This is a genomic window from Nonomuraea rubra (assembly GCF_014207985.1).
Lineage (GTDB): Bacteria > Actinomycetota > Actinomycetes > Streptosporangiales > Streptosporangiaceae > Nonomuraea > Nonomuraea rubra.
This window is the reverse complement of the sequence record NZ_JACHMI010000001.1, coordinates 10,173,048-10,193,163: the sequence shown is the minus strand read 5'-3', so window position 1 is coordinate 10,193,163 and position 20,116 is coordinate 10,173,048. Positions and strand designations below refer to the sequence as shown.

Sequence of the window (20,116 nt, the reverse complement as noted above, 5' to 3'; positions counted from 1 at the left end):
CATCCTGCCTACCGTCCCGGAGGTGGTGCACCATGTATTGGTGCTGCTTATGCTCAGGGAGATCCACTGCTTCACCAGGGTCGCGGAACGGCTCAGCTTCTCGGCCGCCGCCGCCGACCTGGGCATGTCCCAGCCGGCCGTGAGCCAGGCCATCACCCGCCTCGAACGCGCCACCGGCTCCAGGCTCTTCGAGCGCTCCGCCCGCGAGGTGCGCCTCACGGCGGCGGGCAAGGCGCTGCTCGCGCACGCCGAGCAGGTGATCGAGTCGGTCGAGGCGTTCGGCGCTGAGGCGGCCCGGCTGGCCAGGCCGACCATTCACCTGGCTTATCCACCGCTCGTGGGCGTGCTGGCTGCGCGGATCGTCAGGCGGCTGGCGGGCCGCACTCCGGCGATCGGGGTGGAGCTGCGCGCGGCGGGCCGGAGCGCGGCGGCGCGGGCGCTGTCGGACGGGGAGGTGTCGGCGGCGATCCTGGCCACGCCGGCGCCCGCGCAGTTCGTCACGGCGGCCAGGTTCCACGTCACCGTCGATCATCTGGCCGTCCCCGCCGGGCACCGGCTGGAGCCGCGCGCCCGGGTGACGGCGGACGAGCTGGGCGGCCACGTGCTGCTCACCCCGGGCACCCGCCCCTGGCCGGGGCTGCCGGGCCGCTCCCGGCTGGTGGCCGACGACGACTTCGGCGCCGCGCTCGACCTGGTGGCGGCGGGCACCGGGCTGCTGCCCATCCCGCAGCTCCTGGCCAGGACCATCAGGCGCGACGACGTGCGGTTCGTGCCGCTGGAGGCGGGGGACCTGCGCATCACGTACGCGCTGGCGTGGTCGAGGGAACGGGTCACCCCGGAGCTGATGGCCCTGGTGCAGGCCGTGCAGGACGCCCTGTGGACTAGGTGAGGGGCAGGTTCTTCAGTGCCTCGCGGCGGCTGAGCCCCGAGATGCCCTTGGCCTTGACGTAGCGGACGACCTCGCCGGGGTTGGTCTTGGCGTATTCGCGTAACGCCCAGCCGATCGCCTTGCGGGCGAAGAAGTCGTTGTCGGACAGGCTCGGCTCGATGCACGCGTACAGCAGCGCGGTGTCCGTACGCGACTTGAACCGGTTCTGGCACAGGATCGCGGTGCGCCGCTTCCACAGGTCGCCGTCGTGCGCCCACTCCAGCATGAGCGGGCGCATCGAGTCGGGGTAGGCGGCCAGCAGCCCGCCGACGCGGTGCGTGGCGAGCTCGTCCACCAGGTCCCACCAGGCGCCCGAGACGATCATCTCCTCGTACATCGGCACCGTGTAGAGGGTCTGGAACTCGCGGTACAGGTGGTAGCCGGACAGCTCGATGGCGGCGTAGCGCTCCTCGCGGAACTCGGCCTCCCGCCACAGCGTCAGCACCGCCCGCCGCCACTCGGGCGCGCTCTCCAGCCGGTGCCCGGCGAAGACGCGGCGCAGCGCCGCGCGCCTGGGCACGGCCTGCACGCCGAGGAACGGCATGGCCGACTTCATGTAGGCCCGCATGGCCTCGGCCTTGCCCGGCTCGGCCGCCTCCTGCAGTGCCAGCCGCACCGCCTTGCCGAGGCTCATCCCTTTTGGGTGGTGCGCTCGCCCGTCGCGAGCCCGTCGAAGAGCACCGTGATGTAGTGCTCGGCCAGACCCGTGGTGTTGAGCCTGCCGCCGGGGCGGAACCAGCGCACCGCCACCCAGATCGTGTCGCGGATCATCCGGTAGGTGAGCTTCGGGTCGACGTCGGACCTGAACAGCCCGGCGGCCTGGCCGGCCTTGATCTGCGTGACCCAGATCTGCTCGACCTCGTCCTCGGCCTTGACGAGGTAGTTGAAGCGCTCGAACTGGCGCAGGTAGTTCCAGTCGTTCTGCATCACCGTGATCGCGGCGCGGTGCGGCTCCAGCGTGCCGAAGCCGATGCGGACCATCTCCGACAGCACCGTGCGGGCGTCGGCGCTGGTGTCGACGGCGGCGCGGTAGCGGGCGATCAGGTCGTCGAGGAAGGTGGACAGCACCTCGTCGACGATCGTCTCCTTGGAGTCGAAGTGGTGGTAGAGACTTCCGGAGAGGATGCCGGCCTCGTCGGCGATCTCGCGTACTGTCGTGGCTTGGAAGCCCTTGCGCGCGAAGAGCTCCGCGGCGAGCTTGACGAGGTGGTCACGGCGCTCGGACGCCGACCCCGACGAGGTCGTGCGCTGGCGCTTCGCCGGGGTGGTGGTCGTGCCGGAGTTCTTTCGCGTGGTCACGTACCCATTATGGGCCCTCAGACAATCGCTTGTTCGCCTAACTGCCCCTGCTCATACGGCATTCCCGTGTAGACCAAGCGCTTGCTACGATGCGTGGATGAGCGAGGCGTACATCGTCGGAGCCGTCCGCACTCCCGTCGGGCGCAGGAACGGCGGCCTGGCCGGAGCCCACCCCGCCGACCTCGGCGCGCACGTGCTCAAGGAGCTGATGTTCCGCGCCGGCGCCGACCCCTCCGCCGTCGAGGACGTGATCTTCGGCTGCGTGGACACGATCGGCCCGCAGGCCGGGGACGTCGCCCGTACCTGCTGGCTGGCCGCCGGGCTGCCGGAGGAGGTGCCCGGCGTGACGATCGACCGCCAGTGCGGCTCCTCGCAGCAGGCGCTGCACTTCGCCGCCCAGGCCGTGCTCTCCGGCACCAGCGACCTGGTCGTGGCCGGGGGAGTGCAGAACATGAGCATGATCCCGATCTCCTCGGCGATGCTCGCGGGCCGCCCGCTCGGCCACGACAGCCCCTTCTCCGGCTCCAAGGGCTGGACGGAGCGGTACGGAACCCAGGAGGTCTCCCAGTTCGCCGGCGCCGAGCTGATCGCCGCCCGGTGGGGCATCTCCCGCGAGGAGATGGAGGCGTACGCGTACGAGTCGCACCGCAGGGCGCTGCACGCCATCGACGCCGGGCGCTTCCGGCGCGAGATCGTCCCCTACGAGGGCGTCACCACCGACGAGGGCCCGCGCAGGGACACCACCCGCGAGAGGATGGCCGCGCTCAGGCCGCTCACCGACGGCGGCACCCTGACCGCCGCCCTGGCCTCCCAGATCTCCGACGGCGCCGCCGCCCTGCTCCTGGCCTCACCCCGCGCCGTACGCGAGCACGGCCTGACCCCGCGCGCCCGCGTGCACCACCTGTCGGTACGCGGCGACGACCCGATCATGATGCTCTCCGCCCCGATCCCGGCGACCGTGCACGCGCTCGGCATGACCGGCATGTCCATCGGCGACTTCGACGCCATCGAGATCAACGAGGCGTTCGCCCCCGTCGTGCTGGCCTGGATCAAGGAGACCGGCGCGGACCCGGCCAGGGTCAACCCGAACGGCGGCGCCATCGCGCTCGGCCACCCGCTCGGCGCGACCGGTGCCGTGCTGGCGGTCAAGCTGCTGCACGAGCTGGAGCGCACCGGCGGCAGGTACGGCCTGCAGACCATGTGCGAGGGCGGAGGACAGGCGAACGTCACCGTCATCGAGCGCCTGACTCCCGCACCATGAAGACATGGCGAACCCGTTCACCCTCGGCGTCGCCTCCGGCGAGCCGCTGCCCGACGGCGTGGTGCTCTGGACCCGATTAGCCACCGACCCCCTCGGCACCGACCCCCGGCGGCCCGGCGGCATGGCGCCCAGGGCAGTGGAGGTGAGCTGGCAGCTCGCCGAGGACGAGCGCTTCACGAAGGGCCTGCGCCAGGGCACCGCCCAGGCGCTGCCGGTCTGGGCGCACAGCGTGCACGTCAGGGTCGCCGGGCTCAAGGCGGGCACCGACTACTTCTACCGGTTCAAGACGGGCAGCCAGCAGAGCGCGGTGGGGCGCACCAGGACGGCCGACGATCCGGAGTCGGTGCGGCCCGTGCGGTTCGCGGTGGCCAACTGCCAGCGGTTCGAGCACGGCTTCTACACCGCCTACCGGCATCTCGCCGACGAGCGGCCCGACGTCGTCCTCCACGTGGGCGACTACATCTACGAGTCGCGCCAGTCGGCCCGCGTCGTGCGGGCGCTCGGGGCGCTGCCGGGCGAGACGAGCCGGCTGCACGAGTACCGCCAGCGCTACGCCCGCTACAAGACCGACCCCGACCTGCAGGCCGCGCACGCCGCCGCGCCCTGGGTGCCGACCTGGGACGACCACGAGGTGCTCGACAACTACCGGGGCCGGGGTGACGGGTCGGCGGCATTCCTGCGCCGCAGGGGAGCTGCGTACCAGGCGTACTACGAGAACCAGCCGATCAGGGTGCGGCCCCAGGACGGGAACCTGCAGATGTACCGCAGGCGCACGTACGGGACGGTGGCCGACTTCATGGTGCTGGACGTGCGGCAGTACCGCGACGCCGGCACCATGCTCGGCGCCGCGCAGGAGCAGTGGCTGCTCTCGCGCCTGGTGACCAGCCCGGTCAGGTGGCGGGTGCTGGTGCAGCCGCTGTTCTTCGCCCGCCGTTTCGTGCCCGGGCCCGCCCCGAACCTGCGCCCCGACTCCTGGGACGGCCACCCGGCGCAGCGCGGGCGCATCCTGGGGGTGAACGCCCCCGGGCTGGCCGTGTTCAGCGGGGACGTGCACAACGCCTGGGCGGGCGAGCTGAAGGCCGACTTCCTGGATCCTGGCTCGGCCACGGTCGGGGTCGAGTTCGTGAGCAGCGCGATCAGCAGCCTCCCCCCGGAGACCGACGGGCCCGCCGTGCTGGCGGCCAACCCGCACCTGAGGTTCTTCGACGACCGGCGGGGTTACCTGTCGTGCACGGCCGGGCCCGAGGAGCTGCGGGTGGCGTTCCGCGCCGTGGACTTCGTGGACCGCAAGGGGGCTCCGGTGCGTACGGTGGGGGAGTTCGTCACGAAGGGGAGCGGGCTGACATCAGAAAATGCCTCTAGCAAATAGGAAACTTTCCTATTAGATTTCGGGTCATGCCCATCAGCGGTGACCTGCTTCGCCTTGCCGACGCCGTGCTCTTCCCCGGCTTCCCCGGCCACACGCCTCCCGACTGGCTGCGCCGCCGGCTCGGCGACGGGCTGGCCGGCGTCGCGCTGTTCTCGCGCAACATCGCGAGCCCGGGCCAGGTGGCCGAGCTCACCGCGGCACTGCGCGCCGAGAACCCGTCGGTGCTGGTCGGGACCGACGAGGAGTCGGGCGAGGTCACCAGGCTGGAGGCGGCGACCGGCAGCAGCCGCCCCGGCGCGTACGCGCTGGGCGTCGTGGACGACGTGGCGCTCACCGAGTCGCTGGCCAGGGACCTCGGGGGCGACCTGGCGAGGGCCGGTATCACGATCGACTTCGCGCCCTCCGCCGACGTGAACTCCAACCCGGACAACCCGGTCATCGGTCTGCGCGCGTTCGGCGCCGACCCCCTGCTGGTCGCCCGGCACACCAGGGCGTTCGTGCGCGGGCTCCAGTCGGCCGGGGTGGCCGCCTGCGCCAAGCACTTCCCCGGGCACGGCGACACCGCCGTCGACTCCCACCACGGCGTGCCCGTCGTCGCCGAGAGCGGGATCGAGGACGCGCTGCACCCTTTCCGCGAGGCGATCGCCGAGGGGGTCAAGGTCATCATGACCGGGCACCTCCTCGTGCCGTCGTACGACGCCGAGCGGCCCGCCACGCTCAGCCCCAAGGTGCTGACCGGGCTGCTGCGGGAGGAGCTCGGGTTCGACGGGCTGATCATCACTGACGGCATCGAGATGGCCGCGGTGTCGGGGGCGTACGGCATCGGGGGCGCCTCCGCCCGCGCCATCGCCGCCGGCGCGGACGCGATCTGCGTCGGCGGCGAGCGTGCCGACGAGGCCACCGCCGCCGGGATCCGCGACGCGATCGCGGCGGCGGTGGCCGGAGGACTGCTGCCCGAGGAGCGCCTGGCCGACGCCGCTCGAAGGGTCCGCGAGCTGGCCTCATGGGCCACCTCCTCGGGCAGCCCGGCACCCGCCGACGGCCGGATCGGCCTGGCCGCGGCCCGCCGGGCGATCCGCGTCACCCGCCGCTCCACGGCGCCCGTCCTGCCCATCGAGGGGGCGCCGTACGTGGTGGAGCTGGTCCCGGTGATGAATCTGGCGATCGACAAGAACACCCCGTGGGGCGTCGGCGAGCCGCTCCGCCGCCTGCTCCCCGGCACCGAGGTCACCCGCCTGGCCGCCGGCGAGGCCACGGGACCGGAGCTGGAGCGCCTGCTCGGCGCTGCCGCCGGGCGGCCGCTCGTCGTGGTGGTCAGGGACGTGCACCGCTACGCCTGGCAGTCCGAGGCCCTGCGGCACCTGCTCAGCGCCCGCACGGACGCCGTGGTGGTGGAGATGGGCCTGCCCGCCCGCTCGGACCTGGGCGCCGTGCACCTCGCCACGTACGGGTCGGCCGGCGTCTGCGGCCAGGCGGCGGCGGAGGCGCTGACCGGTAGGCTCTAGCCCGTGAACTTCGACGGCGAGGACCTGTCCCGCAAAGCGCTGGGCGACCGGCTCCCGCCGGGGGAGACCCACGTGTTCCGCGAGTGCGACCTCACGGAGACCGACCTGTGGGGCGCCTCGCTGGCGGGCGCGCGCTTCGAGTCGTGCGTGCTGGAGCAGACCGACTTCCGCAAGGCCGACCTCGACGGGGCGGTGTTCACGGGCGGCGGCGGGATGCGCATGAGGTTCAACGACGCCGACCTCATCGACGCGACCTTCACGGACGTGGACCTGTCGTCGGCGCAGTTCGCGGGCGCGCTGCTGACGGACGTCTCCTTCACCGGCTGCCGCATGATCGGCGCCTCGCTCACCGGGTCGCGCGGCACCGGCTTCAAGCTGAGCCGCTCCAACCTGACGCTGGCCAACCTCGGCGGCTGCTCGCTACGCAGGGAGCACGTCGAGGGCGTGCGCTTCGACGACGCGGACCTGTCGGGCTGCGACTTCACCGAGGCCACGCTGAGCGACTGCCGGCTGCGCGGCACCCGGCTGCTGAACACGAAGTTCGCCAAGGCCGACCTGCGCGGGGCCGACCTGGGCGAGCCCGACGACGACAAGCTGCGCGCGTTCGCGGGCGCGGTCATCAACCAGGCCCAGGCCAACGCCATCCTCGCCGCCCGCGGCATCACCGTCCTGTGACGGGCAGGCGGGCCAGGGCCGCCTCGGCCTCCGCCATGACGCGCTCGATCAGCTCCTGGCAGGACGGCAGGTCGCCGAGCACGCCCACCACCTGGCCCGAGGCCATCACACCCAGGTCCACCCGCCCCTCCACCATGGCCGCCCGCAGCAGCACCGGCGTGTTCGCCGCCTGCAGCACCTGGGCCCAGGTCAGCTCCCGCCCGCGCCGCATCCGCCGCCCCTCGCGGAGCATCGAGCGCCACGACAGTCCCGACAGGCGCTTGAAACGGGCCCCGTTCACCACCGCCCTGACCAGCCGCGCGCGTTCCAGCGAGGCCACGAACGGCGTGCTCAGCACCCGGTGCGGCACGCCGTCCACGTTCCTGGTCACCACCGTCTCGCGGGCCGCCAGGTAGAACTTCTTCACCTCGTCCGGCACCGGGGAGTCGCTGGTCAGCAGGAAGCGGGTGCCCATGGCGATCCCGCAGGCCCCGTACGCCAGCGCCGCCACCAGCCCCCGGCCGTCGAAGAAACCGCCCGCCGCGACCACCGGGATGCCCACCGCGTCCACCACCTGCGGCAGCAGCAGCGTGGTCGCGACGGGACCGGTGTGCCCGCCGCCCTCGCCGCCCTGCACGATCACCGCGTCCGCGCCCCACCCGGCCACCTTCTCCGCGTGCCGCCGCGCCCCCACCGACGGGATCACCACGACCCCGGAGTCCTTGAGCCGGGCGATCAGCTCCCGGCGCGGCGCCATCGCGAACGACGCCACCCGGACGCCCTCGGCGACCAGCACCTCCACCCGCTCGGCGGCGTCGTCGGGGTCGGCCCGCAGGTTCACGCCGAACGGGGCGTCCGTGCGCTCCTTCACCCGCCGAATCGCCGCCCGCATCTCGGCCACGGACATGGTGGCCGCGCCGATCACGCCCAGCCCGCCCGCCTGCGAGGTGGCCGCCGCCAGCCGGGCGCCCGCGACGTAGCCCATGCCGGTCTGCACGATGGGGTACCGGCAGCCGACGAGCGAGGTCAGGGCGGTTCTCACGCCGCCACCTCGCGGTCGCGCAGGCGGTCGGGGTCGAGGCGGTCCAGGACCCGCAGCTCCTCGCCGGTCGGCTCCCGTGTCCGGGTGACATTTCCGGGAAGGCCGGTCAGCTCGAAGCCCGTGGCCGCCACCACGTCGTCCACGCTCACCCCGGGATGCACGGACACCAGCCGCATCGACCCGTCAGCCGTCCCGAAGTCCAGCACGGCCAGATCCGTCACCACCCGCCGCAGCTCGAACGCGCCCCGGTTGGTGCCGAGCCCGCTCACCATGTCCACCTGGGGGACGAACGTGCGCGTCGAATGCCGGGGGATCCAGTAGCTCGTCGGATCGCACCGGGTGTTCCCGGGCGCCCCGCGCACCCCCAGCAGCTGTGCCCTGGGCCGGGCCCAGTCGCCGATGCAGGAGATGTTCGTGTTGCCGTACCGGTCGATCTGGCTCGCGCCGAGCATGACGTGCCGGCGCCCGTTCAGCACCAGCCACAGGTGGTCGCGGAACGGCAGCCACCCCTCCACCACCTCGGGCGCCTGGCCGAGCGCCGGCACGTCGCCGGTGAGCAGGCAGACCCCGTCGTGCGTGAGCAGCTCGGGCTCGAACGTCAGGCGCGCCAGCCGCGCCGCCAGCACCGTGATCGCCCCGCCGATCCCCGCCGCCAGGATCTCCCCGTCGCCCCTGAACGCCTCCGCGCACGCCACCACACAGACGTCAGCCCTGCTCACGGAAGCCCTCCACGTACTGTCGCTGCGCCGCCTCGTCGCGCCCGTAGTCCGGCTCGCACGAGGTGAAGCCGGCGCCGCCCGGCGCCTCCACCACGCCCGCCACCATCGACCGGCTGATCAGCAACGACTGCACCGGCCCCTCCTTGAGCAGCTCCGCCGTGTCCACCAGCCGCTCGCACGAGACGTAGCAGCGCCCGGCCGCCTTCGCGTACAGGTCGTCGAAGTACGGATCCGGACCCAGGTACTGGGCGTTGCCCCGGGCGTCGGCCCGGTTGAGGTGCACCAGGGCCACGTCCATGGTCAGCGCGGGCACCGCCACCAGCTCCTCCCCGTCGCCGTAGGGCGAGCGGACCGTCCGCAGCTCGGGGTTGACCCGCAGCACGTCCGAGCCCAGCCCCGCCCGCGTCGGCAGGAACGGCAGCCGGTGCGCCGCGGCCAGCAGCCCGAACATGAACATGCCCTCGTCGTACTCGGTGAACTCGATCTCCCCCGCCTGCCTGGCCCGCCTGAACCCCGGCTCCAGGGGGATGGAGTCGAGCGTGACGAACGGGGCCACGACCCTGCGCACCTTCCCGGCCGCGCAGAGCACACCGACGTCGGGGCCGCCGTACGAGACGATCGTGAGGTCCCGGGCCGGGGCCTGGACGAGGGCCTCGACCAGGGCCATCGGCTTGCGGCGCGAGCCCCAGCCGCCGATCCCGACCGTCATCCCGCTCTCCACCGTGGCGGCCACCTGCCCGGCCGTCATCACCTTGCTCGTTCTCTGAAGGCCCGTCACCTGAAGCGCTCCCGGTGCTCGTCGCCGATGCCCATGAGGTTCAGCTCGAAGGTGAAGCCCTGCTCGAAGCGGTAGCTGCGGTGGACGTCGACCGGGTCGATGCCGTTGAGCGACTCCTTGGCGCGGCGGATCACGTACGGGTCCTTGGCCGCGATCTGCTCGGCCACCTGCATGGCGGTGTCCCGCAGCTTGTCGCGCGGCACCACCTCCAGCACCGAGCCGAACGCGTGCAGCTCGGCGGCGGTGACGTTCCTGCACGTGTAGACCATCGCCCGCACGAGGTGCCGCGGCACCAGCCGGGCCAGGTGCGTGGCCGCGCCCAGGGCGCCCCTGTCCACCTCGGGCAGCCCGAAGTAGGCGTCCTCGGCGGCCACCACGATGTCGGCGTTGCCCGCCAGCCCGATGCCGCCGCCCAGGCAGTGGCCGTGGACGGCCGCGATCACGGGGACGGCGCACTCGTACACGGCGGCGAAGGCCGCGTAACACGCCCGGTTGGCCCCGACGAGGGCGGTGAAGCCCTCGGTCTCGCGCATCTCCTTGATGTCCACCCCGGCGTTGAAGCCGCGTCCCTCGGCCCGCAGCACGACCACCCTGGTCGCGGGGTCGTCGCCGGCCGCCCGTACCGCCTCTGCCAGCTCCTGCCAGGCCCGCACCGGCAGCGCGTTCACCGGCGGAACGTCCACGACCACCTCGGCGATCGGCCCTTCCCGCACTGAGATGCCCAATGTACCTCCCTAACGCTTGCTTGGTACGGTAGCACCCGTGACCGTGACTTACGACTACGCGGGCAAGTCCGTCCTGGTGACGGGGGGCACGAGGGGCATCGGCGCCGGCATCGCCGCGGCCTTCCAGGCGGCGGGCGCCGACGTGACCATCTGCGCCCGCACCGCGCCCGAACGCACCGCGCCCGAACGCGCCGCGCCCGAACGCGCCGTGTCTGAACGCGCCGTGTCTGAACGCGCTGGGTCCGGACGTGCCGTGTCCGGACGTGCCGTGTCCGAACGTGCCGTGTCCGGACGTGCAGGGCCTGAACGCGCGGGACCTGAACAGGCGGGATCCGGCCGTCCCGGGTGCCGGTTCGTGCAGGCGGACGTGCGGGACCCTGAGCAGGTCGATCGGCTGATCGGCGGGTTCGGCCGGCTCGACGTGGTGGTCAACAACGCGGGCGGCTCCCCGCACGCCCCGCTGGACGGCACCTCGCCGCGCCTGCACGCCCGCGTCATCGAGCTCAACCTGACGGCTCCGCTGCTGGTCTCGCAGCGCGCCTACCCGCTGCTCGCCGCCTCGGGCGGGGCCGTCGTGATGATCGGGAGCGCGAGCGGCGCCCGGCCCTCGCCCGGCACGTCCGCGTACGGCGCCGCCAAGGCCGGCCTGCACCACCTGGCCCGCTGCCTGGCCGCCGAGTGGGCCCCGCTGGTACGGGTCAACACGGTCGTCGTCGGCCTGGCCGCCACCCAGGACGCCACCGACCACTACGGCGGCCGCACCGACCTCGACGGCCAGGCCATCCCGGCGGGTCGCATGGCCACGCCCGCCGACGTGGCCGCCGTGTGCCTGTGGCTGGCCGCACCGGGCTACGTGACGGGCGCCGAGGTGCGGGTGGACGGCGGCGGCGAGGTCCCGGCCTGGCGGCACCTGGTCTGAGCTCCCGACCGGCGTGCGGGTTCCCGACCGGCGTCGTGAGCTCGTGTCAGCGCAGGGACGAGCGGGCGGTGGGTCGCAGGCGCAGCCGCTCCGGGGGTGCGGTGAAGCGGGGCTCCAGCATGGGCAGCTTCACCTCGCGCTCCTCCTCCGGTGTCTCGAACCGGGCGAACCACACGAACACCTGCACGCCGGTCCGGACGGGCAGTCGCGGGAAGGTGTTCTCCGAGTGCTCGGTCTCCAGGCAGGCGACCGGCGTGACGCCGGCCTCCGCCAGCGCGGGCACGGCCTCACGGTGGAAGAGCTGGGCGAAGTCGTCCCCGTCCACGTGATGGACGGTGGCTACGTAGAGTGACGAAGGGCAGGTCTCGGCGGTGGCCGGCCGCTCCCAGGAGGGGAACTCCGGTCCCGCCGGGCGCAGCAGCAGCACGTCGTCGGAGTCGGTCATGGTGGCGTTGGCGGCGTCGCGGTTGGCGAGCCACACAGGGCCGCCGTAGAAGGCCTCCAGTGCCTGCTTCCTGCTGGTCATGTCGGGGAATGCGCGCAGCCAGGGGAACGTGTCGGGCTCGCCGACCTCGCGGAAGCTCCCGACGACGCGCATGCCGGTGGCCTCCTGCGACTCGATGAACTCCCGCTCGAACAGCGAGATGAGCGTGTCCCGCCGCCCGGGCCGCATGAGGTAGCGCCGCAGCTCGTAGATCATGCGGGCGAAGGTAGGGGCAGGTCACTGACATCCCCTGTCAGCGTATGGTCCGAACTATGTTCTGACTACGCAGTGCTACCGATTGACCACGAGAAGTTATATGCTCGCACTGACCTTGATCCCCTGAGGTCAAAGGAACGCCCAACAGGTGGCCGGCGCGTCTGGGCCCGGCGGCCGCCGTCCTGGGGGGCTTCCTCCCACTGGCGAAGGAGCAGAAGTGATCAGAAAGGTGTGCGCCGTCTCGGCCGTGCTGGCGGCGGTGGCCGGTGGCGCACTGCTTGCGGTTCCCGCTCACGCTGATGACGACTGGGCCGGTCCCCTGACCGGTGACACCTGGTCCGCCAACCGGAGTGGCAACAGCGATTCGTCCCAGTCAGGCAACAACTTCGGTGACGTCCTCGCCGGTAACCACGGCGAAGGTCGCTCGACCAACGTCAACAACGTCAACGGCTTCGCCACGACCGCCACCAACGGCGGGATCGCGGTGACGTACATCTTCTACTGACCGGCTGACGTCCGAGCTCAGCATTCGGAAAGGACATCGACATGATGAAGAAGCTCTGCATGACCGGCATCGTCGCCGCGGCGGCGAGCGTGACCCTGCTGTCGGCCCCCGCCCACGCCGACACCAACGCAGGTAACTCCAGCTCCAACCGCGACTCCTCGCAGTCGGGCAACAACTTCGGCAACGTCTTCAACGCCAACGTCAACGGCCATGGCGCGACCGGGATCAACAACGTCAACGGCAACACCGTGACGGGCACCAACGGCAGCGACGTGATCGTCGACGACGTGCACGACTGATGGGGGCCGGCTGATCGGGGCCGGCTGATCGGGCGGGCGCGCGGCGCCGCTGGACGCCTGAGCGCGGCGCGCCCGTGATCGCGTGCGAGCCGGGTCCGAAATGGCCCGGCTCGCGCCAGATTAATATCACTGCGTGACTATCTGCGCTTATGTGACTTTTGCGGATTTCGATACGGACGACGAGCGCGAGCCGGTGCTGGCCGCCTGGCGGGAGGCGGGCATCGAGGGGCGCGCCGAACGGTGGGACGACGCGACCGTCGACTGGAGCGCGTACGACGCCGTGGTCGTCCGTTCCGTCTGGGACTACATCCTCAGGCGGGAGGAGTTCCTCGCCTGGGCTCGCCGCGTGCAGGCCGTCACGAGGCTGCTGAACCCGTACGCCGTGCTCGAGTCCAACACCGACAAGACCTACCTGCGCGACCTGGGCGTGCCGATCGTGCCCACGCACTGGTCGTCGCGGGAGCTGCCGGACTGGCCGGAGTACGTCGTCAAGCCGTCCGTGTCCGGCGGCGCCCGTGACACCACCAGGACCGGCGACCGCGCCGAGGCCGCGCGCCTGGCGGCGGAGCTGGAGGCGGCGGGGCGCACGCCGATGGTGCAGCCGTACCTCGACATGGTCGAGTCGGAGGGCGAGACCTCGCTGCTGTACTTCAACGGCCGCTTCAGCCACGCCGTCCGCCGCAGCGCCATGCTGGCCACCGGCGCGACGGAGGCCGACAACGCGCGGGCCCGCCTGCGCACCCCAGCCCCGGACCAGGTCGAACTCGCCGAGAAGGTGCTCACCGCCATACCCCATGTCCTTCTCTACGCCAGGATCGACCTGGTCCGGCTTTCCGGCGGGCAGCCGGCGGTCATCGAGGTGGAGCTGACCGAGCCGTACCTCTTCCTGAACTACGAGCCGCAGGCGGCGGCCCGCTTCGCGACGGCGCTGCGCGAGCTGCTCTGACCAGGCTCTGACCAGCCCTGACCAGCTCTGGCCGGGCTCTGATCAGGCTCTGATCAGCAGGAGATGCCGCCGTCCACCGGGATGACCGTGCCGGTCAGGTACGCCCCCGCCCGCGACGACAGGTAGATCGCGGCCCCTGCCATGTCCTCGGGGCGGCCGATGCGGCCCAGGGGCACGTTGGAGGCGATGACCTCGCGGGTGGCGGGGTCGTCGAGCGCGAACGCCATCATCTTCGAGTCGAACGGCCCCGGGGCGATGGCGTTGACCGTGATGTGCTCCTTGGCCAGGCGCTTGGCCAGGTGCCGGGTGAGCATGTGCACGGCGGACTTCGTCGAGGAGTAGGCGAAGCTCTCCAGGGCGGGCACCTTGATGCCGTCGATCGAGCCCACGTTGATCACCCGGGCCGGGTCGTCCGCGGTGGCGGCCTGCCTCAGCCGCGGCAGGAACCGCTGGGTCAGGTAGAAGACGCCCTTGACGTTGATGTTCCAGAGCTTGTCGAAGGCGTGCTCGGGATATTCCTCCAGCGGCGCGCCCCAGGTGGCGCCCGCGTTGTTCACCAGCACGTGCAGGGGCCCGTCCACCGCCGACACCAGCCGCTCCAGCCCCTCGGGCGTGGACAGGTCGGCGGGTACGGCGAAGCAGCCCAGCTCGGCAGCCGTCTTCTCGACCTCGGCCGCCTTGCGGGCGGAGATGTAGACGGTCGCCCCCGCCTCCATGAACCCGGCGGCGATCATGCGCCCGATACCCCGCGACCCGCCGGTGACGACGACGGTCTTGCCTTCCACTGAGAACAGAGTCATGTTCTGGAAGCATGCCATACCGACCGGTCGGTTGCCAGGAGCCGTACCCCTGCCGGCCGGTTGGTTGCCGGGGAGTCAGACTCCCGGCAGCCGCCCGTTGCGGAACAGGTCCACGAACCGCTGGTGGTCGTCGCGGGCCTGCGCGCCGTACCGGTGGGCGAACTCCACCAGCGTCCCGACGAAACCGGCCCTGTCGTCGCCGATCACCGCCACGATCGCCTCCTCCGTCGAGAAGTCCACGAGATCGTGGCTGGACTCGTCGTCGGCCACCGAGTGCATGCGCGCCACCGCCCGCCCCAGGTCCTGGATGATCGAGCGCAGCTCGTCCGGCTCGTTGACGTCGTCCCAGTCCAGGTCGGCGGAGTACGGCGACACCTCGGCCACGAGCTGCCCCACCCCGTCCAGCACGGTGTAGCCCAGCCAGGGATCGGCGTAGGCCTGCAGCGCCCGCTGGCTCTCCGCCGTGCGGTGCCCCTGGTGCCGGAAGTAGGAGGCCACCCGCTCGTCGGTGACGTGCCGCGCCACCGCCGGCACCGCCGCCTGCTTCATGTAGAGGATGACGTCGTTCTCCAGCGCCTGCGAGCGTCCTTCGAGCAGCAGGTTGTACGACGGCAGCCCTGCCGACCCGATGCCCACCCCCTTGCGCAGCGCCACATCCTTGATCACGTGCTCGACGGGGCTGACCGTCACCGGCAGCGTGGTCAGGTAGTCGGCGAACGCGTCCAGCACCGACGTCCTGGTCGCCGCGTCCACCGGCTCGCGCCCCTCCATGAGCGCGAAGCGCCGGTCGTAGTCGTCGATCACGGTCTCGGCGTCCAGCAGCGCCACGCGCGTGCTGAGCCGGGCGCGCTGCAGCACCCGGTGCAGCACCCCGCTGGTGGTGCCGAGCGTGAGCGAGCCGATCGCGTCGTCCCCGCCCGCCGCGACGGCGCCCAGCTCCACCAGGTACGCGCCGGCGAAGTCGGTCACGAGCACGCTGATCGAGTCGTCCGACAGCGCCTTGGCGTACCCGAGCAGGGCCACGCTCGCCGCGAACCGCTTGAGGTCCCAGGTGTACGGGCCCACGTACGCCTCGTCGAAGTCGTTGACGTTGAAGACCAGCTCGCCGGAGGCGTTCATGTACGTGCCGAAGTTCTCCGCGTGCAGGTCGCCGTGGATCCAGACCCTGCTGGTCGGGCCGTCGAGGTAGGACTCGTCGGCGTACGTGTCCGCCAGGTCCGCGTAGAACAGGCAGGCGCTGCCCCGGTAGAAGGCGAACGGCGAGGCCGCCATCTTCCGGAACTTCCGCCTGAACGCCGCGGGGTCCCGCTTGATCGACTCGCCGAACTCCGTCATCAGGACATCGAGCAGGAAAGAGGAGCGTGTGCCCATGTTCCGGACACTAGATCCCGGATCCCCTGTCGCCTACCCCGATCTTTCCCTGACCCGGGCGAGTCAGGGTTGGAACGCGGGCCGCCTGGCAGGCAGGCCGCGCGCCCCCACCCAGGCGAGCGCGACGGACAGGCTCCACAGCAGCGCGCACTGGGCACAGACCGTCAGCCACGCCGGGCCGTCGGGGAGGTTGCCGAGCAGGGTCAGCCGCATCAGCAGCAGGAGCAGCCCGGCGGCCGACATCGCCAGCGCCTGCGGCGGCGCGCTCCGGCGGGTGAGCACGGCCACCGCGCCCGCGGCCCACACCGGGATCGCCGTGCCGAGATCGAGCCACAGGTAGAGCCAGTCGGCGTCGGGCAGCCGCAGCGCGACCAGCAGCCACGTGCAGCCCAGCACCGCCAGGCCCGCGGCCAGGGGCGACAGGGCCAGCGCCCATGAGCGGCGGCGCGGCGCGGCGTCGCCGTGGAAGCCCAGCAGCAGCGCGATCACCGGCACCGCCGTGAACACCAGGGTCGCCGGCTCCGACAGCGGCCGGTCCATCACCGGCCCGGCCAGGATCATCGGGATCAGCGTGTAGGCCAGCGCCGGGGCCGCGCCGACGACAGCCGTGATCTTGGCCGTCCTGACGTGGCCGCGCATGATCGCCAGGAACGCGACCGTCGAGCAGAGGTACGCGAGCGAGACGGCGACGGCCAGCAGCCGCTCGAAGGAGCCTGGCGCGCCCGCCAGGCCGGGCTGCACCTGGAAGACCAGCGTGCGCAGCAGCTCCACGCCCGTGTAGACGCCGCCCATGGCGTGGAAGGCCAGCCCGAGCAGGGCGAGCAGCCGCACGCTCTCGCCCCAGGCGAACAGGCGGGGGTCGGCGCCCGTGCCGCCGAACCGCAACCGCACCGCGAGCGCCAGCACGCTGGCGATCTCGCCCCACGCCGGTCGCGGGTTCAGCTCGTCGGACACGTCGCCGGACATCTCCATGAACGCGTCCACCATCTCCTCCTCGCGCTCGGCGCGGTAGGAGGCGGGCAGCAGGCGCAGCACGGCGCGATACCGCCGTTCGAGCAGGCTCACACGGCTCCCCGCGCCGCTCACCCGCAGGCTCGTGCGGCCCTCTTCGCCGGCCGTCGCCGGGCTCAAGCGGCTCCCCGCGCCGGCCGCCGGCGCGCTCATGCGGCCCTCTTCGCCGTTCGCCGGCAGACTCGCACGGCCTTCTTCGCCGTTCACTGGCAGGCTCACGCGGCGCCTCCCGCTGTTCTGGCGCGGAGGCGGGCGGTGGCGGTCTCGGCGGTGGCGGCCATCCTGGCGGCCTCGTCCCGCAGGGCGGCAGCGCCCTCGTCGGTCAGCCGGTAGTAGCGCCGCAGGCGCCCCTGCTGGGCCTCCTCCCGGTCGAGCGCCACCAGGCCGGCGGCGGAGAGCCGGTCGAGCACGCCGTAGAGGGTGCCGATCTTGAGCTGGACGCGCCCCGCCGACAGCCGATCGACCTCCTGGACGATCCCGTAGCCGTGCCGGGGCTCGTCCACCAGCGCGGTCAGCGCCAGGAACATGGGCTCCGTCATATTCATGAGCCCACGATATCCTGTCCCACAAGATATCGTCAGGGGTGCTGGGAGGAAACCGACACCACCTCGCCGGTCATGTACGAGGAGTAGTCGCCGGCCAGGAAGACGATCACGTTCGCCACCTCCCACGGCTCGGCCGACCGCCCGAACGCCTCCTTGGCCGCCAGCTCCGCCAGCAGCTCCTCGCTGGTCACCTTCGCCAGGAACGGATGCACGGCCAGCGACGGCGCCACCGCGTTGACCCGGATCCCGTGCTCGGCCACCTCCAGCGCCACGCACCTGGTCAGCGCCATCACCCCGGCCTTGGCCGCCGCGTAGTGCGCCTGCCCGCGCTGGGCCCGCCAGCCGACCACGGAGGCGTTGTTCACGATGACGCCGCGGCCCTGGGGGATCATGTGCCGCAGCGCCGCCCTGGTGCAGCGCATGGTGCCGTTCAGGGTGACGTCGATGACGGCGTGCCACTGCTCGTCCGTCATCTCGGCCAGCGGCGCCGTACCGCCGAGGCCGGCATTGTTGACGAGCACGTCCAGCCGGCCGTGCGCGTCCACCACCGCGTCGAACAGCGCCGTCACCTGTGCCTGCGACGTCACGTCGCACGGGACGGCGAGCGGTTTGACGCCGGTGAGCTCCGCCAGCGACTCGGCGGCGGCGGCCAGGCGGCGCTCGTGCCGGTCCGACAGGACGACCGTGGCGCCCTCCTCGGCGCAGCGCCTGGCCGTGGCGTAGCCGATGCCCGCCCCCGCCGCGGCCGTGACCAGCGTGACCTTTCCGTCGAGCAGCCCGTGGGCCTTCGGGTACGGCGGTGGCATCGGCGACTCCGATCTGCGAGGGTCGGCAAGGGTCCGCAGGAGGTCGGCGGGGGCTGGCGGGGTTCCGCCAGACGTCGGCCAAGGGCGGCGGGGTCAGCGGGGCAGGCCCAGGGTGCGTTCGGCGATGAGGTTGCGCTGGATCTCGCTGGAGCCGGCGTAGATGGTGTCGGCCCGGCTGAACAGGTAGAGCCGCTGCAGCTCGCCGAGCTCACCGTCCGCGCCCGCGACCAGCCCGGCCCTGCCCTGGACGGCCTGCGCCAGCTCGCCCAGCCTGCGGTGCCACTCCGACCAGTACAGCTTGGCGATCGACACCTCGGGCCCGGCCTCGGGGCGGAGCATGCGCAGCGCGTTCAGCCGCATGATCCGCAGCTCCAGCCACGAGCGGACGAGCCGGTCGCGGAGCACCGGGTCGTCGATCGCGCCGGTCCGCCTGGCCGTCTCGACGACCTCGGCGAGCTCCCGCCCGAACCCGATCTGCTGCCCGAGCGTGGACACGCCACGCTCGTACCCGAGCGTGGCCATGGCGACCCGCCACCCCTCGCCGGGGGCGCCGAGAAGGTTGCCCGCCGCGGTACGCGCGCCGTCGAAGAACACCTCGTTGAACTCCGAGGTCCCGGTGAGCTGCACGATCGGCCTGACCTCGACTCCCGGCTGCCGCATGGGGACCAGCAGGTACGACAGCCCGTGGTGCCGCCGCGAGCCCTCCTCGGTCCGGCACAACACGAAGCACCAGTCGGCCCACTGCGCGAGCGACGTCCACACCTTCTGGCCGGTGATCACCCAGTCGCCGCCGTCGAGCCTGGCCCTGGTCTGGACGTTCGCCAGGTCGGAGCCGGCCTCGGGCTCGGAGTAGCCCTGGCACCACAGCTCCTCGCCCCGCTGGATGGGCGGCAGGAAGCGCTCCTTCTGGGCGTCGGTGCCGTACTCCAGGATGGTCGGGCCGATGAGGCCCTCGCCGATGAGGCCCAGGCGGGCGGGGGCGCCGGCCCTGGCGTACTCCTCGTGGAAGGCGACCTGGTCGGCGATGGAGGCGGCGCGGCCGCCGTAGCGCCGCGGCCAGCCCAGGCAGGTCCAGCCGTGCTTGCCGAGGTGGCGCTCCCACGCCCGCCTCGGCTCGAAGCCCTCGTGCTCGCGCCCGGGGCCGCCCAGGCCCCTGGCGCCGGCGAACTCGCCGCCGAGGCTCTCCTCCAGCCAGGCCCGCGCCTCCTCACGAAGGCTCAACGAACCCCCCGTAGCCCCCGCGGAAGAACACCAGCGGGCCGCCCTCCGCGTGGGTGTCGAGCTGCAGCACCCTGGCCACCACGATCACGTGGTCGCCCGCCGGGTGCTCGGCCTCGACGGCGCAGTCGAGCCAGGCCAGCGCGCCTTCGAGCACCGGGTTGCCGCCGGGGGAGACCGTCCAGGTGAGGCCGGCGAACTTGTCGCCGCCCTTGGTCGCGAGCTGCGCGCACACGGCCTGCTGGTGCTCGGCCAGCACGTTCACGGTGAGCGCCTTCGCACCGCGCAGCCGCGGCCAGCTCGTGCTGGTGTAGGCGACGCAGAACGCCACGAGGGGCGGGTCGAGCGAGACGGAGGTGAAGGAGTTGGCGGCCAGGCCGCACGGCTGCCCGTCCATGGGGTCGACGGCCGTGATCGCCACCACGCCGGTGGCGAACCTGCCGAGCACCTGCCGGAAACGGCGGCTGTCGAGCTGGCCGTTCTGGCTGTGGTGCGAGTGCCCCGTCGGCATGGCGGCTCCGTTGCGAATCCTGCTGCGCTGGTGGGGCGCCGGAAGGCTGCGACAGCCGTCCGGCGTGATGAGCCGGGCAGCGTGTGTGCTCATGGTCCGCCTCCTCGGTGCGCCGACAGAAGTCATCTTACCAAGCGCTTGCTTGGACGCTAGGGGCAACCCGGAAGGGGTGTCAAGTCGCACTCCCTCACCTGCGTTGACAGGC

At 72.3% G+C, this 20,116-nt stretch carries 23 protein-coding genes; 9 read left to right on the top strand and 14 right to left on the bottom strand.

Annotated elements, in window-relative coordinates; translation table 11 throughout:
- Positions 1–49: 49 nt before the first annotated feature.
- Positions 50–889, top strand: a complete 840-nt coding sequence (locus HD593_RS46375; RefSeq protein ID WP_246549524.1) for a LysR family transcriptional regulator — start codon at positions 50–52, stop codon at positions 887–889.
- Here the strand turns inward: HD593_RS46375 and HD593_RS46370 are convergent.
- Both HD593_RS46370 and HD593_RS46365 read right to left on the bottom strand, forming a co-directional pair.
- On the bottom strand, positions 882–1,562 hold the full coding sequence (locus HD593_RS46370) for a DNA alkylation repair protein (RefSeq protein ID WP_185109281.1): 681 nt from the start codon (positions 1,560–1,562) through the stop codon (positions 882–884). The two genes, HD593_RS46375 and HD593_RS46370, sit on opposite strands and share 8 nt — an antisense overlap.
- On the bottom strand, positions 1,559–2,227 hold the full coding sequence (locus HD593_RS46365) for a TetR/AcrR family transcriptional regulator (protein ID WP_185109280.1): 669 nt from the start codon (positions 2,225–2,227) through the stop codon (positions 1,559–1,561). The genes HD593_RS46370 and HD593_RS46365 overlap by 4 nt, the downstream gene beginning before the upstream one ends.
- A gap of 97 nt (positions 2,228–2,324) precedes the next feature.
- Here HD593_RS46365 and HD593_RS46360 point away from each other — a divergent pair, with 97 nt between their 5' ends.
- Genes HD593_RS46360 through HD593_RS46345 form a run of 4 tightly spaced genes read left to right on the top strand, consistent with a single transcriptional unit; the run spans position 2,325 to position 7,037 of the window.
- A complete protein-coding gene (locus tag HD593_RS46360; protein WP_185109279.1) occupies positions 2,325–3,488 on the top strand; it encodes an acetyl-CoA C-acetyltransferase in 1,164 nt (387 codons plus the stop codon).
- A 4-nt stretch (positions 3,489–3,492) separates the two neighbouring features.
- The gene (locus tag HD593_RS46355) at positions 3,493–4,857 is read left to right on the top strand and encodes an alkaline phosphatase D family protein (RefSeq protein ID WP_185109278.1); all 1,365 of its coding nucleotides are present in this window, start codon (positions 3,493–3,495) and stop codon (positions 4,855–4,857) included.
- A 26-nt stretch (positions 4,858–4,883) separates the two neighbouring features.
- The gene (locus tag HD593_RS46350; protein WP_185109277.1) at positions 4,884–6,362 is read left to right on the top strand and encodes a glycoside hydrolase family 3 protein; all 1,479 of its coding nucleotides are present in this window, start codon (positions 4,884–4,886) and stop codon (positions 6,360–6,362) included.
- 3 nt (positions 6,363–6,365) lie between these two features.
- Positions 6,366–7,037, top strand: a complete 672-nt coding sequence (locus HD593_RS46345) for a pentapeptide repeat-containing protein (protein WP_185109276.1) — start codon at positions 6,366–6,368, stop codon at positions 7,035–7,037.
- On the opposite strand, the gene HD593_RS46340 is transcribed toward HD593_RS46345, so the two are convergent.
- The 4 genes from HD593_RS46340 to HD593_RS46325 are packed head-to-tail and all read right to left on the bottom strand — an operon-like array spanning position 7,024 to position 10,280.
- A complete protein-coding gene (locus HD593_RS46340) occupies positions 7,024–8,058 on the bottom strand; it encodes an NAD(P)H-dependent flavin oxidoreductase (RefSeq protein WP_185109275.1) in 1,035 nt (344 codons plus the stop codon). The genes HD593_RS46345 and HD593_RS46340 overlap by 14 nt on opposite strands.
- On the bottom strand, positions 8,055–8,777 hold the full coding sequence (locus HD593_RS46335) for a CoA-transferase subunit beta (protein WP_185109274.1): 723 nt from the start codon (positions 8,775–8,777) through the stop codon (positions 8,055–8,057). The genes HD593_RS46340 and HD593_RS46335 overlap by 4 nt, the downstream gene beginning before the upstream one ends.
- The gene (locus tag HD593_RS46330; protein WP_185109273.1) at positions 8,764–9,525 is read right to left on the bottom strand and encodes a CoA transferase subunit A; all 762 of its coding nucleotides are present in this window, start codon (positions 9,523–9,525) and stop codon (positions 8,764–8,766) included. The genes HD593_RS46335 and HD593_RS46330 overlap by 14 nt, the downstream gene beginning before the upstream one ends.
- Before the next feature lie 26 nt (positions 9,526–9,551).
- The gene (locus HD593_RS46325) at positions 9,552–10,280 is read right to left on the bottom strand and encodes an enoyl-CoA hydratase family protein (protein WP_185109272.1); all 729 of its coding nucleotides are present in this window, start codon (positions 10,278–10,280) and stop codon (positions 9,552–9,554) included.
- A gap of 37 nt (positions 10,281–10,317) precedes the next feature.
- Between HD593_RS46325 and HD593_RS46320 the strand changes: the two genes are divergently transcribed.
- Positions 10,318–11,199, top strand: a complete 882-nt coding sequence (locus HD593_RS46320; protein ID WP_185109271.1) for an SDR family oxidoreductase — start codon at positions 10,318–10,320, stop codon at positions 11,197–11,199.
- A 46-nt stretch (positions 11,200–11,245) separates the two neighbouring features.
- Here the strand turns inward: HD593_RS46320 and HD593_RS46315 are convergent, their stop codons facing one another.
- A complete protein-coding gene (locus tag HD593_RS46315) occupies positions 11,246–11,899 on the bottom strand; it encodes an NIPSNAP family protein (RefSeq protein WP_185109270.1) in 654 nt (217 codons plus the stop codon).
- Positions 11,900–12,116: 217 nt separating this feature from the next.
- Here HD593_RS46315 and HD593_RS46310 point away from each other — a divergent pair, with 217 nt between their 5' ends.
- From HD593_RS46310 to HD593_RS46300, 3 genes are all read left to right on the top strand, one after another.
- Positions 12,117–12,404, top strand: a complete 288-nt coding sequence (locus HD593_RS46310) for a hypothetical protein (RefSeq protein WP_185109269.1) — start codon at positions 12,117–12,119, stop codon at positions 12,402–12,404.
- A gap of 41 nt (positions 12,405–12,445) precedes the next feature.
- On the top strand, positions 12,446–12,703 hold the full coding sequence (locus tag HD593_RS46305; RefSeq protein WP_185109268.1) for a hypothetical protein: 258 nt from the start codon (positions 12,446–12,448) through the stop codon (positions 12,701–12,703).
- 151 nt (positions 12,704–12,854) lie between these two features.
- Positions 12,855–13,649, top strand: coding sequence for an ATP-grasp domain-containing protein (locus HD593_RS46300; protein ID WP_221525321.1), 795 nt, complete (start codon positions 12,855–12,857; stop codon positions 13,647–13,649).
- A gap of 53 nt (positions 13,650–13,702) precedes the next feature.
- Here HD593_RS46300 and HD593_RS46295 read toward each other — a convergent pair whose 3' ends face one another.
- The 7 genes from HD593_RS46295 to HD593_RS46265 form a co-directional block, all read right to left on the bottom strand.
- Positions 13,703–14,449: an SDR family oxidoreductase gene (locus tag HD593_RS46295; protein ID WP_185109266.1), complete on the bottom strand. Its 747-nt coding sequence runs from the start codon at positions 14,447–14,449 to the stop codon at positions 13,703–13,705.
- A 75-nt stretch (positions 14,450–14,524) separates the two neighbouring features.
- Positions 14,525–15,820 carry a DUF2252 domain-containing protein gene (locus HD593_RS46290; protein WP_185109265.1) on the bottom strand — a complete coding sequence of 432 codons (1,296 nt, stop codon included), beginning with the start codon at positions 15,818–15,820 and terminating at the stop codon, positions 14,525–14,527.
- Positions 15,821–15,883: 63 nt separating this feature from the next.
- Positions 15,884–16,984 (bottom strand): L,D-transpeptidase, encoded by a 1,101-nt coding sequence (locus HD593_RS46285; protein ID WP_185109264.1) that lies wholly within the window; start codon positions 16,982–16,984, stop codon positions 15,884–15,886.
- Between the two features lie 62 nt (positions 16,985–17,046).
- Entirely contained in the window at positions 17,047–17,376 is a 330-nt protein-coding gene (locus tag HD593_RS46280) for a PadR family transcriptional regulator (protein ID WP_246547086.1), read from the bottom strand.
- Between the two features lie 32 nt (positions 17,377–17,408).
- A complete protein-coding gene (locus tag HD593_RS46275) occupies positions 17,409–18,182 on the bottom strand; it encodes an SDR family oxidoreductase (protein WP_185109263.1) in 774 nt (257 codons plus the stop codon).
- Between the two features lie 93 nt (positions 18,183–18,275).
- Positions 18,276–19,403, bottom strand: a complete 1,128-nt coding sequence (locus HD593_RS46270) for an acyl-CoA dehydrogenase family protein (RefSeq protein WP_185109262.1) — start codon at positions 19,401–19,403, stop codon at positions 18,276–18,278.
- Positions 19,390–20,004, bottom strand: coding sequence for a flavin reductase family protein (locus tag HD593_RS46265; protein ID WP_185109261.1), 615 nt, complete (start codon positions 20,002–20,004; stop codon positions 19,390–19,392). The genes HD593_RS46270 and HD593_RS46265 overlap by 14 nt, the downstream gene beginning before the upstream one ends.
- Positions 20,005–20,116 lie beyond the last annotated feature (112 nt).